This window comes from Mesobacterium hydrothermale, assembly GCF_035818635.1.
Classification (GTDB): Bacteria; Pseudomonadota; Alphaproteobacteria; order Rhodobacterales; family Rhodobacteraceae; genus Mesobacterium_A; species Mesobacterium_A hydrothermale.
Map to the genome: position 1 here is coordinate 14,866 of NZ_JAYLLH010000038.1, position 13,601 is coordinate 28,466.

Below are 13,601 nucleotides of genomic sequence, written 5' to 3' on the forward strand. Positions count from 1 at the left end.
TACCCTGTCTCAGAACGGCTGGCGCGTCAGGGTGAACCCCTTTTGTGCCAGCAGATTCAAAACGCCGCGGTCGCCTTGCAGGTGCGCCGCGCCGAACGCGGTGACAACGGTGCCTTGGTTGGTGGCCTCCAGGATCACCGGGATCCAAGCTTCGTTCCGCTCGTTCAATATCTTGTTAAGAGAAGCGTCCAAGAGCGCGATGTCGCCGCCCTCGCGCTGCATCTGCTCGACGCTCTTGGCCATGATGGCGGACCACGCGCGGCCGATGTCTTGTTCGAAATACGCGTTCAGCATGGTGATCAACGTGTCTGTCGACGTACGGGACAGGCGTGCAGCCGTCACAAGGTCTTGCAACTGGGTTTCCATGTCCCCTTCGGAAAGCAGCTTGAAAACGGTTTCATAGTTTTCAAGCGACCCTGTCGGAACGCCGCTGTCCTCTGCGACCCGCATCAGCCGATGATCAAGCCCGTTGGGTGTCTTCAACGTGGTCACCAGGCACGGCGGCATCGACAGGATGGTCCCCAGATACCAAGGCTGGAACCGCGCGGCCATAAAGCGCGGAATGCCGCGTTCCTGCAAAGCGCTTGCCAGCATCTCCCAGTCTTCTGGCGGTAGCATGTCGATGAGAGAGGTGTTGTCCAGCATGATCATGCCGGGGCTGGACGACGCGGTCTTCATCCGCGCTTCTTCTGTTTTGTCCATTTCGAAAAGGACAATATCGGCGGTTTCGATCACCGGTCGCAGGATGTCGACAACAGGGCCGAAGCGCGGGTCGTCGATGTGCAATGTACCAATCAAGTGGATCCGGGCGTCGCCCTTCGTGGCCAGCCAGTGGTTGCCCGATGGGTAGGGCATTTTGGCGACCTCCGCCTCGACCGCGGCCCTTTGGGCATCGTTCATCGTGCGACGCAGGTCTTCGCCAACGCATTCGGCATAGGTCGCCGTGGCAGACAGGAACAGGAAAGCAGCCAGACGGAACATGAACACCCCTTGCAATTGATCCCCCACCAAAGGTCACGTTAGCTTGGCCCCGGAGGGTGCACAACCAGCGGGAGCACCACGACGTGTCGCAGATGCGCGAAAGCGATTTATATGCCCCGGTCAAGGCCTTGCTGGAAAAGCAGGGGTTTGCGGTGAAGGGAGAAGTCGGGGCTGCCGACCTTGTCGCGCTGCGTGGCGACGAGTCGCCGGTGATTGTCGAACTGAAGCTGCGGATCACGCTGGCACTGTTTCATCAGGCGGTTGCGCGGTTGCGCGTGACAGATGCGGTGTATATCGCCGTGCCGCGACCCGGCGGGCGCACGGCGCGGCGGGCGCTACGGGACAACCTTGCCCTTTGCCGACGTCTGGGCTTGGGGTTCATCGTTATCAAGGATGCGCGGGCCGAGGTGCTGTGCGATCCGGGGCCTTACGCGCCACGCAAGAACGCCAAGGCGCAAGGCAGGTTGCTGCGCGAATTTCATCGCCTCGAAGGTGACCCGAACGACGGGGGCGCCACTCGGCACGGGATCGTCACGGGCTATCGTCAGGATGCGCTGCGCTGTGCGGCCTTCCTGGCCGAAGCCGGGCCGGCAAAGGGGCGCGACGTGGTCAGCGCCACCGGGGTCAGGGAAGCCACGCGGATGATGCGCGACAACCACTATGGCTGGTTTCAGAGGGTGGGCACCGGGATCTATACGCTGACGGACGCGGGGCGCGACGGGCTGGTGCACTGGGCCTATAGCTGGGAAGACTGAGTTTTCCGGTCGCGGGACGCTGGGAAAGGCGCTATGCGGGGCGGCATGACCACCGAAACCGATCTTGAGATTTTCATCGTTGCCACGCCGGGACTGGAACCCGCGCTGCTGGACGAGGTGCGCGAAGCGGGCTTTGCCGGGGCCACGCAGGGCCCGGGCGGCATTACCTTTCGCGGTGGTTGGCCGGATGTCTGGCGCGCGAACCTTGTGTTGCGCGGGGCCACGCGGGTTCTGGTGCGAATCGGGGCATTCCGGGCGTTCCACCTGGCCCAGTTGGACAAGCGAGCACGGAAATTTCCGTGGGGTGATGTGCTGCGCAAGGACGTGCCGATCAAGGTCGAGGTGACGTGCAAGGCATCGAAGATCTATCACGCCGGTGCGGCGCAACAGCGGATTGAACGCGCGATCACAGAGACACTGGGCGCGCAGATTGCCGCGGATGCGGGTTTGGTTCTGAAAGTGCGGATCGACGACAACCTTGTCACGTTCAGCGTCGACAGTTCGGGCGAGTCGCTGCACAAGCGTGGCCACAAGCAGGCCGTCAGCAAGGCGCCGATGCGCGAGACGCTGGCGGCGCTGTTCCTGCGACAGATGGGGTTCGACGGCAGTCAATCGGTGGTCGATCCGATGTGCGGGTCCGGTACTTTCCTGATCGAGGCGGCGGAAATCGCGGCTGGCCTGAACCCGGGGCGGAGCCGCAGTTTCGCCTTTGAAAACCTTTCGAGCTTTGATGCCACCACCTGGGCTGCGTTGAAGACACCCCGTCCGCTGGTCGCGCCGTCGCTAGGGTTCTTCGGCTCTGACAGGGATGATGGCGCGATCCGGTCGTCTGAAACCAACGCCAAGGCTGCGGGCGTTTCCTACTGGTGCCAGTTCACCCGCGCCGCCGTCAGCGATCTGACGCCGCCAGACACTCGACCGGGGATCGTCATCGTCAACCCGCCTTATGGCGAGCGGATCGGCAACAAGAAGCTGTTGTTCGGGCTTTACGGTGCGCTGGGCGCAACCCTGAAAGAGCGGTTTTCGGGCTGGTCCGTGGGCATCGTCACCACCGATGCAGGGCTGGTCAAGGCAACTGGCCTGCCGATCCTGCCGCCGGGGCCGCCAGTGGCCCATGGCGGGCTGAAGGTCCGGCTTTTCCGCACCGCAGCATTGAAATAGCCGATTTTCCAAAAAATTTTTCGATCTCGGTTGTTGACTCGCGAAAACCAGATCCCTAGCTATGCGCCGTTAGCACTCGACTACGGTGAGTGCTAACGACCTCCCGAAGAGCGGGGGGTCGAAGAACGGTAACACTTTGAGCTAGGAGACTCGAAGATGGCATTCAAACCGCTTCATGACCGCGTGCTGGTTCGCCGCGTAGAGAGCGAAGAAAAAACTGCTGGTGGCCTGATCATTCCAGATAGCGCCAAAGAAAAGCCGGCAGAAGGCGTGGTTGTCGCGTGTGGCGAAGGCGCACGCAAGGACAGCGGCGAGCTGATCGAAATGGCCGTCAAGGATGGCGACAAGGTCCTGTTCGGCAAATGGTCGGGCACCGAAGTCACTGTTGATGGTGAAGAGCTGCTGATCATGAAGGAAAGCGACATTCTCGGCATCATCGCCTGAGAACGCCCCTTCCAGAGCTAACAAGTCAAAGGAGAGACGCGAATGTCTGCCAAGGACGTCAAATTCAATACCGAAGCCCGCAACAAGATGCTGCGCGGCGTCAACATCCTGGCCGATGCGGTCAAGGTGACCCTGGGCCCGAAAGGCCGCAACGTTGTGCTGGACAAGTCGTTCGGCGCCCCCCGCATCACCAAGGACGGTGTGTCGGTCGCCAAGGAAATCGAACTGGAAGACAAGTTCGAGAACATGGGCGCGCAGATGGTGAAGGAAGTTGCTTCCCGCACCAACGACGAAGCCGGTGACGGTACCACCACCGCAACCGTGCTGGCGCAAGCCATCGTCAAGGAAGGCATGAAGGCCGTTGCAGCCGGCATGAACCCGATGGACCTGAAGCGCGGCATCGATCTGGCCACCGCCAAGGTCGTCGAGCACATCAAGGCTGCTGCCCGCACTGTCGAAAACTCGGACGAAGTTGCGCAGGTCGGCACCATTTCGGCCAACGGCGAAGCTGAAATCGGTCGTCAGATCGCCGACGCGATGCAGAAAGTCGGCAACGAAGGTGTGATCACCGTCGAAGAAAACAAAGGTCTGGAAACCGAGACCGACGTCGTCGAAGGCATGCAGTTCGATCGCGGCTACCTGTCGCCGTACTTCGTGACCAACGCCGACAAGATGACCGCAGAGTTGGAAGACTGCATGATCCTGCTGCACGAGAAGAAGCTCTCGTCGCTGCAGCCGATGGTTCCGCTGCTCGAGCAGGTGATCCAGTCGCAAAAGCCGCTTCTGATCATTGCGGAAGACGTCGAAGGCGAAGCGCTGGCGACCCTCGTGGTCAACAAGCTGCGCGGCGGCCTCAAGATTGCGGCTGTCAAGGCACCGGGCTTCGGCGATCGCCGCAAGGCCATGCTGCAAGACATCGCGATCCTGACCGGCGGCCAGGTGATTTCGGAAGACCTGGGCATGAAGCTCGAGTCGGTGACCATGGACATGCTGGGCAACGCCAAGAAGATCCAGATCACCAAAGACGAAACCACCATCGTCGACGGCGCAGGCAACAAGGCCGAGATCGAAGCCCGCGTGGCCCAGATCCGCAATCAGATCGAAGAGACTTCTTCCGACTACGATCGTGAAAAGCTGCAGGAACGCGTTGCCAAGCTGGCAGGCGGTGTGGCCGTCATCCGCGTTGGCGGCATGACCGAAATCGAAGTCAAAGAGCGCAAGGACCGCGTTGACGACGCCCTGAACGCAACCCGGGCGGCCGTTCAGGAAGGCATCGTGGTCGGTGGCGGCACCGCACTGGTGCAGGCAGCCAAGTCGCTGGACGGCCTGGAAGGCATGAACGCCGACCAGAACCGCGGTATCTCGATCGTGCGCGCAGCGCTGGAATCGCCGATGCGTCAGATCGCGCAAAACGCAGGCGTCGACGGGTCCGTCGTTGCCGGCAAGGTGCGTGAATCGAATGATCCGAAGTTTGGCTACAACGCACAGACCGACGAATATGGCGACATGTTCGCATTCGGCGTCATCGATCCGGCCAAGGTGGTTCGTACCGCGCTGGAAGATGCAGCCTCGGTTGCTGGTCTGCTGATCACCACCGAAGCCATGGTCGCCGACCTGCCCCAGAAAGAGGGTGCAGCCGGTGGCGGCATGCCCGACATGGGCGGCATGGGCGGCATGATGTAATCAGCCCTTGCTGAAAACTCGATTGGGGGCGCCCTTTGGGGCGCCCTTTTTCGTGGCCCGATGCGCGCATGTCATGGCAGCCATGCGAAAATGAGCGGTTTTGCGCGGCTTTTGCGCACTTGAGAAGAAAAACCCCGCGGACTCCATTGCCAAGACAAAAGTATTGGCGCTAAAGCCACGCTGGAATCGCATTTGCCGATTGACACGACGCAAAGAACACCCATTCGCACGAGAGCCTTGTTCATGACTGCTGTAGATCACTCCCCCATTCCCGAACTCTACGTTTCCTACGAAAGCGCCCAGAAGCTGAAAGTAGAAGCAGCGAGCCTGGTTTCGCATGACCTGACCCCGCGTCAGATCTGTGACCTTGAGTTGCTGATGAATGGCGGTTTCAACCCGCTGAAAGGGTTCCTGTCGGAAGAAGACTACAACGGCGTGGTGGAACACATGCGCCTGGCAGACGGCAAACTCTGGCCGATGCCGATCAATCTGGACGTGACCGAAGGCTTTGCCGAAAAGATCGAGATCGGCCAGGACATCGCACTGCGCGATCAGGAAGGCGTGATCCTGGCCACAATGACGATCACCGACAAGTGGGTGCCGAACAAGTCGCGCGAGGCCGAAATGGTCTTTGGCGCTGACGACCTGGCGCACCCTGCGGTGAACTACCTGCACAACACCGCAGGCAAGGTTTACCTGGGTGGTCCGATCACCGGCATCCAGCAGCCCGTGCACTATGACTTCAAGGCCCGTCGCGACACGCCGAACGAACTGCGCGCCTATTTCCGCAAGCTGGGCTGGCGCAAGGTTGTCGCCTTCCAGACCCGGAACCCGCTGCACCGCGCACACCAGGAACTGACCTTCCGCGCCGCGCGTGAATCGCAGGCAAACCTGCTGATCCACCCGGTTGTCGGCATGACCAAGCCGGGCGACGTTGACCATTTCACCCGCGTGCGCTGCTATGAGGCCGTACTGGACAAGTACCCTGCATCGACCACCACCATGTCGCTGCTGAACCTGGCAATGCGCATGGCTGGTCCGCGCGAAGCCGTGTGGCACGGTATCATCCGCAAGAACCACGGCTGTACCCACATCATCATCGGTCGCGACCACGCCGGCCCTGGCAAGAACTCTGCCGGTGAAGATTTCTATGGTCCCTATGATGCGCAGGACCTGTTCCGGGCGCACGCCGACGAAATCGGCATCGAAATGGTCGACTTCAAGCACATGGTCTATGTGCAGGAACGCGCCCAATATGAGCCGGCCGACGAAATCGCCGACAAGGACAACGTCACGATCCTGAATATTTCGGGCACCGAACTTCGTCGCCGTCTGGCCGAAGGTCTGGAAATCCCTGAATGGTTCTCGTTCCCCGAAGTCGTGAAGGAACTGCGCCGGACCAAGCCGCCCCGGTCGCGTCAGGGCTTTACCGTGTTCTTCACTGGCCTGTCCGGGTCGGGCAAGTCCACCATCGCCAACGCTCTGATGGTCAAGCTGATGGAAATGGGTGGCCGCCCGGTCACGCTGCTGGATGGTGACGTGGTGCGAAAGCATCTGTCGTCTGAATTGGGCTTCTCGAAAGAGCACCGCGACATCAACATCAAGCGGATCGGCTATGTTGCGTCCGAAATCACCAAGAACGGTGGTATCGCCATCTGTGCTCCGATCGCGCCCTATACCGCGACCCGTCGTGCCGTGCGCGAGATGATCGAAGCGTATGGCGCTTTCGTCGAAGTGCATGTTGCGACCTCGCTCGAGGAATGTGAACGCCGCGACCGCAAGGGCCTGTACAAGCTGGCGCGCGAAGGCAAGATCAAGGAGTTCACCGGCATCTCCGACCCGTATGAAACCCCGACGAATGCCGAACTGGTTGTCGAAACCGAAAACGTCGACGTCGACAACTGCGCGCACCAGGTGATCCTGAAGCTGGAAAGCATGGGTCTGATTTCCGGATAACCGCGACTTTGTCAGGCGCCTGTCAAATCCGCAGGCGCCTGGAACCGACGGCGTCGATAGAGAGAAACGGCCGCGCGGGGCGTTTTGGGCGTGCGCAACGAATGAAACAGGACCGCTCTTGGATTGCATCCTTCACATTGGTACCGGCAAGACCGGAACGTCGTCGTTGCAACGGATTTTTCAAGAGAATGCGGACAGCCTGTTGTCGCAGGGCTATCTTTATCCGATAGCTGGGCGCCAGTTTGACGCGCGCAAGCTGCCCAGGCATGTTGGATTGCGTTTGGCTGCCTTGCCGCCCGATATAGAAGGGAACGGTTTGGCCGTGCTTTTGGGTCTGAAAAGTCCCGAAGACCGTGCCTTGTACCGGGACCAGTTCTTAGCTGATCTGGACGCCGAGCTTGCGTCACACGCATCTGCACATAGCGTCATTTTTAGCGATGAGGCGCTTTATAGCTTCACTGAGCCAGAGGCCGTTGCAGGCCTCAAGGCCATCTTGTCAGCGCGGTTTCGATCGGTCAGCGTGATTTGCTATGTCCGACGTCCTGACAGGTTCCTGATCAGCGGATATTCGCAGTACATCAAGAAAGGTGGCACGGAAGACTTTGATACCTACATGGCGGAAGGGCTGGTGAATGGAAGCTATTTTCCGCGATTGCGATGCTGGATTGACGCGTTTGGCGTGCAGGCTGTCCACCTCCGGTGTTTTGAAAAGCGCTTTCTGATCGGTCAGGATCTTGTGACGGATTTCCTGACGACGGCTGGTCTTATTTCAGACGACGCGTCAGCGGCATGGGCACGGACCCTGCAAACCTATAGAATGAATGACGGGCTTTCAGCGTTCGGAAGCGAAGTGCTGCGGCGCCTGAACATGACGCTTGCTGATATGTCAGATGAGCCAAGACGTCGTAAGTGCCAGACTCTCTTCCGGAACGCTGCGTCGCGAGCCCATACCGGCAAGGGCCCATCCGTATCCCCAAAACTAGCACAACAGATCGTCGACAGTTTCCGGGATGACCATGCCGCTTTGGTATCCGCCTTCGATCTTGGCCCGGACCGAATCTATGCCTTGGAAGAGATACTTGAGGAAAGTGTCTCTGACACTTCTCTTTCGGACAAAAGAGAAGAAGACCTACATGCGGCGATAGAGGCCATTCTCTTACAAACCCGGGACCGGTTCCGGGGCCTCATGTTCGATTGAAGGAGGCGTTTACCATGCTTGTTGTTTCCCTGTCCAGCATCCCGAGCCGCTTTCCGTACCTGCCCGATACGTTGAACGCGATCCTGCGGCAGACACATAGACCTGATCACATCATCGTCTATATACCGAAGCGCTACCGCCGGTTTCCGGACTATGACGGTCATCTGCCCGATATCCCCGAAGGGGTGGAAATCCGTCGGCCCGAAGACGACCTTGGTCCTGCGACCAAGGTCCTGTTTGCAGCGCGCGATTTCAGCCGAACCGAGGAAGAGGCACGCACGGCGCAGATCCTTTTCTGCGACGACGACATGATCTATCAGCCAGACTGGATCGAAGGGTTCATGCAGGCACGCGCGCGCCGGCCCGAAGGGGTGATCGCAGCGCATGGGTTCGATTTGCCCTATGTCGGCCTGCCCCGGGTCCCCGGTGGCAAACAGCCCCGCGTTGGCAAATTGCCGCGCGCCTTGGACATGCGATACCGTTTGCGCAAGCTGAAGGTCATGCTGGAAAAGCGCCGGTTCAAGCTGGAGCGCGCGGAAAAACCACCCCGTACGCTGATTGGCCGGTCGGGATATGCCGACGTTTTCGAAGGATTTTCCGGTGTGCTGGTGCGCCCGTATTTCTTCGACGATGCGGCTTATGACATTCCGGAAAAGATGTGGACCGTCGACGATATCTGGTTGTCTGGCATCGTCGCAAAGAATGGCCACGAGATCTGGGTCGAGAAAGACCTGACGCGCTATCAGCACACCATGGCCCGTCACCATGACGCGCTGAACCGGTCCGAGATCGAAGGCCTGCGTCGTGGCGCAGCCAACACCCTGTGCGCCGAATACATGCAAAAGACTTTTGGCATCTGGCAGTAAGAGCGGTTGCACCGCGTGCCGGATGATCGCAGGCTTCCTGGTCAGATGACAAGGAGCCCGTCATGCCGTCCAGACATATTCGGATGCGCCATTTGCGCTGTTTTCAGGCCGTTGCCCGGCAGGGTTCTGTCACCCGCGCGGCAGAGGCGCTGGGCACGGTGCAGCCGTCGGTATCGCGGTCGCTGCGCGAACTGGAAGAGGACATGGGCACGCAATTGTTCACCCGCACCAGCAACGGATTGGTGTTGAACGACGCAGGGCGGATGTTCATGGCCTATGTATCGGGTGGGCTGAGCCAGATTGAACGTGGCATCGAGGCGATGCAGGGGCGGATGGCGGGCGACAGGATCGTTGCCTATGTCCTGCCCAACGTTGTGCGGATGATCATGCCGGGCGCGGTGCGCCGTTTCAAGGATCTGTATCCCGAGATTGATATCAGCTTTCTTGCTGCGACCAGCGGGGGTTTGCAGCAACTGCTGTCACGCGGAGAGGTCGATTTTGGATTTGGGCGGCTCTTGGCTGCCGAGCATATGGAAGGCATGAACTTCGAACACCTGTTTTCTGAACCGTTGGTGTTCTTTGTCCGCAACGATCACCCACTTGCCCGGCGCAGCGCGATCGACATCTACGAATTGGACCGTTTCCCCGTGTTGCTGCCAAATCAGGGAACCATCATCCGGTCCGAGATCGACCGTTTTACGATTGGCCAAGGGCTTTCGCGGTTCACCAACGTGATCGAAACGATCTCGTTCGAATTTGCCCGCCGCTATGTGATGGAGACTGATTCGATCGTCTGCTACCCGCTTGGCGCGATGAAACAAGAGGTTGCGCAGGGCTTTGTGACGCCGCTGGAATTTGGCCAAGGCGCGATGATGGGCGCTGTGGGCGTCACGACCTCTGCTGGGCGCACGCTCAGCGCACCGGCACAACTGCTGGTCCAGATGATCCGGGAAGAGGTGCACGCCCAGAACCTGTCATAACGAATTCGCTATGGCCTATGTGAAAAGAGTATTTCCGTGGCCCCTTTGTTCCCGCTAACCTGCCCCCCAGGGAGAATTTGGGAGGAGGCGCCGCAGCCGGCAGACCCCGTTGTGCGGACCGGTGGCGACAGAGGAAATATATGGCCAAGCCAAAGAACATCTTGTTCATCATGTTTGACCAGCTGCGCTGGGACTACCTGAGCTGTTACGGGCACAAACACCTGCACACGCCCAACATTGATCGGCTGGCCGAAAAAGGTGTGCGGTTCAATCGCTGCTACATTCAGTCGCCGATCTGCGGGTCCAGCCGGATGAGCACCTATACCGGTCGCTATGTGCATTCCCACGGCGCAAGCTGGAACGGGATTCCGCTGAAAGTGGGCGAGATGACGATGGGCGATCATCTGCGCAAGGCCGGGATGGATTGCTATCTTGTCGGAAAAACGCACATGCGCGCAGACGAAGAAGGCATGGCCCGGCTGGGGTTGGAGCCGGATTCGATCATCGGTGCGCGCGTCAGCGAGTGTGGGTTTGACGTGTTCGAACGCGATGACGGCATGCTGCCCGAGGGGCCTGACGGGTCCTATGACCCGGATGGGGCGAAGGAATACAACAAGTGGTTGAAGGCCAAGGGATATGTATCCGACAACCCCTGGCACGATTTCGCCAACTCGGGTCTGGACGAGGACGGCAACGTTCTGTCTGGCTGGTTTCTTAAGAATTCATCCGAGGCGGCGAACATCGCTGAACCCGACAGCGAAACGCCGTATCTGACCGGCCGGGGGATGGAATTCATCGAAAGCCACGATGGCCCGTGGTGTATGCACCTGAGCTATATCAAGCCGCATTGGCCCTACATCGTACCGGAACCCTATGCCAGCATGTTTGGCCCCGAACATGTGCAGCCCGTTGTCCGGTCTGACAGCGAACGCCAAAACGCGCATCCGGTGTTCAAGGCCTTCATGGACACCAAGGTTGGCGAAACCTTTTCGCGGCAGGATGTGCGCGACGCAGTGATCCCTGCCTATATGGGCCTGATCAAGCAGGCCGATGACCAGATGGGCCAGCTGTTTGCGTGGCTGGAAGAGACCGGCCGCACGGATGACACGATGATTGTGCTGACATCCGACCACGGCGATTTCCTGGGCGACCACTGGATGGGGGAGAAGACTTTCTTCCACGACACCTCGACCAGGGTGCCGTTGATCATCTTTGACCCGTCGCCCGAGGCAGACGCGACCCGGGGCACAGTCAGCGATGCTTTGGTCGAGTGCATCGACTTTGCCCCGACCTTCGTCGAGGTCGCCGGAGGTACGCCGCCCTATCACATCCTGGAAGGTGAAAGCCTGCTGCCGATCCTGCGCGGGGAGCGGAGCGAGACCAAGCGCGACTATGTGATCTGCGAATATGATTTTTCGGCCACGCCGGTGGCGCATCTGCACGATATCGCGGTGCGAGATGCGGTGATGTTCATGGTCGCCGACAAGAAATGGAAGCTGTGCCATTTCGAAGGCGGCCACCGTCCGATGCTGTTCGATCTGGAAAACGATCCGCAGGAACTGACCGATCTTGGCGACCGTGATGACCACACCGAGGTGATCGCAAAGATGTACGAAAAGCTGTTCGAATGGACCCGGCGCCAGTCACAGCGCACCACGCGATCCGAAGAGCAGCTGATCGCAATGCGCACCAAGACCCGTCGGCGGGGCGTGGTGATCGGGGTCTACGATGAAAACGACACCGCATTGGAACTGACGGTGAAATATCGCGGTCGTACCGCCCCCGACATGAAATCGGGGCCGGTGGGCTAAGACAGTCTGGCCGGACCAAGGAGGAGGGGACCGGCCGTCATGAACCGAAAAGGGAGGAACCCATGAAACACCTGACCAAGACCTTCGCCGGGCTGTGCCTTGCCGGGGCGCTTGCCGCGGGCAACGCACAGGCGCAGGCCAACCTGACCGCTGAAACATCCAGCCCGGGCAACAGCCCGCATGTGTCGATCCTGCACCTTGCAGAGGTCGCCAGCACCGCGGGCGTTGCAAACCTTCAGGTTCAGGACGGCCAGACGCTGACCAATTCCATCCAGAACGTTGCGCAAGGCCGCACTGACATTTCTGCGATGCCGCTTCTGCTGGCCTTCTTGCTGTCGAAAGGGCGCGGACCCTATTCCAGCCTGGGCGATGAAGGCGCGGCGCTGGCCGACAACCTGCGCGCGCTTTATCCCTATAATGCCGGGGCTTATGGCCTGATGGCGCTGGAAAGCGAAGGCATCACCAGTTGGGCCGACCTGGCGGGCAAGAATGTCTGGAACGGTCCGCCGCGCGGCGCTGCGCTGGTCAATGCGCGTCAGGCGATCTTTCTGACTGCCGGGCTGAAGGATGGCGAAGGCTATACCGGTCATCAGGACAACTGGGGGCAACTTGCCGGGCGGTTGGTCGATGGTTCGATGGACGCGTTTGTTGTGCCTCTGACCTTCCCGTCGCAACGGGTGACCACAATGATGGCAGCGGGCAACGTCGTAATGGTGTCCACGCCCAAGGAAATCTATGAAAGCGAAGACTACCAGCGAGTTTTCAAGGCCCCAGGTAACGTGCCGATTGCCGTCAAATGGGAAGACATGGGTTATGAGGACGGTAAGGGTGTCCGCCTGATTTCCGAAGATGGCACTTTCCGTGGCATTGGCACCGCATTTGCCGATGTGGTCAACAAGGACATGCCGTTCGAGACCGCAAAGGCACTGGTGGCCGAATACATCCGCACGCTGGATGGCCTGCGCGCCAAGACCCCGTACATGAAGAACGTCAACCTTGCGGTACTCGATCCTGAATTGTCGGGCTTTTGCGGTGCGAACCCGCTGAAATACCACCCAGGTGCCGTCGCCGCGTGGGAAGAGGCCGGCTATACCGTGCCCGATTGCGCCAAGGAATAATCCGGTACCTCGCCGGGCCGTCGCAATAGAGCGGCCCGGATCACCCCTTTTCCACCCGCACATTCAGATTTCCACAGGAGCCTGGCTATGAGCTTTGAGTCCATTCGGAAACCGTCAGTCTTCAACAGGCTTTCGCTGGTGCTGGGCTTTGTGCTGGTGACCATCGGTCTTTTGAACACGATGCCGTCGATCCCCGGGCTGGATGACTGGGTCAGCGACACGTTTGGCAAAGACGTGGTGATCCGGCGCTTCAGTTTTGAGTACCTGGCACCGCTTTGTTTTGTTTTCATGATGACCATCGTCGCCCTGGATCAATCCATGGCGCGGCAATTCCGTGACCGCGGCCGCGGGCTTTACCTGCTTGGGCTCGCGATGGATATCGCGCTGGTGGGGATGGCTTTCGCCATGGCCACAGCCTATCTGATCGAAATCGACAGCGTCTGCCTGATCGACCAGCTCACCGGCGAACGGGCCGAACTGATCGCCCGCGCGCTTCAGGATGAGATAGAGTTCGCCGAAAGCATGGGCCTGCCACCGCCATCGACGGTCGACGACCCGGCCTGCATCAACACGCTAGTGGATTGATCGCGACAAACGAGTCCGAATTGGGATTCCCATTTGGTGCTGGCCGTGCGAGTCATGCTGATG

General features: G+C 59.8%; 12 protein-coding genes. 11 read left to right on the forward strand and 1 reads right to left on the reverse strand.

Annotated features, from left to right (window positions below; translation table 11 throughout):
- Positions 1-9: 9 nt before the first annotated feature.
- Positions 10-981, reverse strand: a complete 972-nt coding sequence (locus VK792_RS17700; protein ID WP_326299200.1) for a TraB/GumN family protein — start codon at positions 979-981, stop codon at positions 10-12.
- 92 nt (positions 982-1,073) lie between these two features.
- On the opposite strand from VK792_RS17700, the gene VK792_RS17705 reads away from it, so the two are divergent.
- From VK792_RS17705 to VK792_RS17755, 11 genes are all read left to right on the forward strand, one after another.
- Positions 1,074-1,736 carry a DUF2161 domain-containing phosphodiesterase gene (locus VK792_RS17705; RefSeq protein WP_326299211.1) on the forward strand — a complete coding sequence of 221 codons (663 nt, stop codon included), beginning with the start codon at positions 1,074-1,076 and terminating at the stop codon, positions 1,734-1,736.
- A 45-nt stretch (positions 1,737-1,781) separates the two neighbouring features.
- Complete coding sequence (locus tag VK792_RS17710) at positions 1,782-2,897, forward strand: THUMP domain-containing class I SAM-dependent RNA methyltransferase (protein WP_326299201.1); 1,116 nt, start codon at positions 1,782-1,784, stop codon at positions 2,895-2,897.
- A 156-nt stretch (positions 2,898-3,053) separates the two neighbouring features.
- Entirely contained in the window at positions 3,054-3,341 is a 288-nt protein-coding gene (locus VK792_RS17715; protein ID WP_326299202.1) for a co-chaperone GroES, read from the forward strand.
- 42 nt (positions 3,342-3,383) lie between these two features.
- Positions 3,384-5,024, forward strand: coding sequence for a chaperonin GroEL (gene groL, locus VK792_RS17720; RefSeq protein ID WP_326299203.1), 1,641 nt, complete (start codon positions 3,384-3,386; stop codon positions 5,022-5,024).
- A 243-nt stretch (positions 5,025-5,267) separates the two neighbouring features.
- Positions 5,268-6,980 (forward strand): bifunctional sulfate adenylyltransferase/adenylylsulfate kinase, encoded by a 1,713-nt coding sequence (locus VK792_RS17725; RefSeq protein WP_326299204.1) that lies wholly within the window; start codon positions 5,268-5,270, stop codon positions 6,978-6,980.
- Positions 6,981-7,098: 118 nt separating this feature from the next.
- Positions 7,099-8,178 carry a hypothetical protein gene (locus tag VK792_RS17730; protein ID WP_326299205.1) on the forward strand — a complete coding sequence of 360 codons (1,080 nt, stop codon included), beginning with the start codon at positions 7,099-7,101 and terminating at the stop codon, positions 8,176-8,178.
- A gap of 14 nt (positions 8,179-8,192) precedes the next feature.
- Positions 8,193-9,044, forward strand: a complete 852-nt coding sequence (locus VK792_RS17735) for a glycosyltransferase family A protein (protein WP_326299206.1) — start codon at positions 8,193-8,195, stop codon at positions 9,042-9,044.
- A gap of 62 nt (positions 9,045-9,106) precedes the next feature.
- Entirely contained in the window at positions 9,107-10,024 is a 918-nt protein-coding gene (locus tag VK792_RS17740; protein WP_326299207.1) for a LysR substrate-binding domain-containing protein, read from the forward strand.
- A gap of 140 nt (positions 10,025-10,164) precedes the next feature.
- Positions 10,165-11,835 carry a sulfatase-like hydrolase/transferase gene (locus tag VK792_RS17745; RefSeq protein ID WP_326299208.1) on the forward strand — a complete coding sequence of 557 codons (1,671 nt, stop codon included), beginning with the start codon at positions 10,165-10,167 and terminating at the stop codon, positions 11,833-11,835.
- Positions 11,836-11,897: 62 nt separating this feature from the next.
- The gene (locus VK792_RS17750) at positions 11,898-12,953 is read left to right on the forward strand and encodes a TAXI family TRAP transporter solute-binding subunit (protein ID WP_326299209.1); all 1,056 of its coding nucleotides are present in this window, start codon (positions 11,898-11,900) and stop codon (positions 12,951-12,953) included.
- 87 nt (positions 12,954-13,040) lie between these two features.
- A complete protein-coding gene (locus VK792_RS17755) occupies positions 13,041-13,538 on the forward strand; it encodes a hypothetical protein (protein WP_326299210.1) in 498 nt (165 codons plus the stop codon).
- Positions 13,539-13,601: the final 63 nt, after the last annotated feature.

Coding starts and splice junctions, on each gene's coding strand:
- VK792_RS17700 (WP_326299200.1), bottom strand. CDS start 981: ATGTTCCGTCTGGCTGCTTTCCTGTTCCTGTCTGCCACGGCGACCTAT.
- VK792_RS17750 (WP_326299209.1), top strand. CDS start 11,898: ATGAAACACCTGACCAAGACCTTCGCCGGGCTGTGCCTTGCCGGGGCG.
- VK792_RS17725 (WP_326299204.1), top strand. CDS start 5,268: ATGACTGCTGTAGATCACTCCCCCATTCCCGAACTCTACGTTTCCTAC.
- VK792_RS17705 (WP_326299211.1), top strand. CDS start 1,074: ATGCGCGAAAGCGATTTATATGCCCCGGTCAAGGCCTTGCTGGAAAAG.
- VK792_RS17745 (WP_326299208.1), top strand. CDS start 10,165: ATGGCCAAGCCAAAGAACATCTTGTTCATCATGTTTGACCAGCTGCGC.
- VK792_RS17740 (WP_326299207.1), top strand. CDS start 9,107: ATGCCGTCCAGACATATTCGGATGCGCCATTTGCGCTGTTTTCAGGCC.
- VK792_RS17755 (WP_326299210.1), top strand. CDS start 13,041: ATGAGCTTTGAGTCCATTCGGAAACCGTCAGTCTTCAACAGGCTTTCG.
- groL (WP_326299203.1), top strand. CDS start 3,384: ATGTCTGCCAAGGACGTCAAATTCAATACCGAAGCCCGCAACAAGATG.
- VK792_RS17710 (WP_326299201.1), top strand. CDS start 1,782: ATGACCACCGAAACCGATCTTGAGATTTTCATCGTTGCCACGCCGGGA.
- VK792_RS17715 (WP_326299202.1), top strand. CDS start 3,054: ATGGCATTCAAACCGCTTCATGACCGCGTGCTGGTTCGCCGCGTAGAG.
- VK792_RS17735 (WP_326299206.1), top strand. CDS start 8,193: ATGCTTGTTGTTTCCCTGTCCAGCATCCCGAGCCGCTTTCCGTACCTG.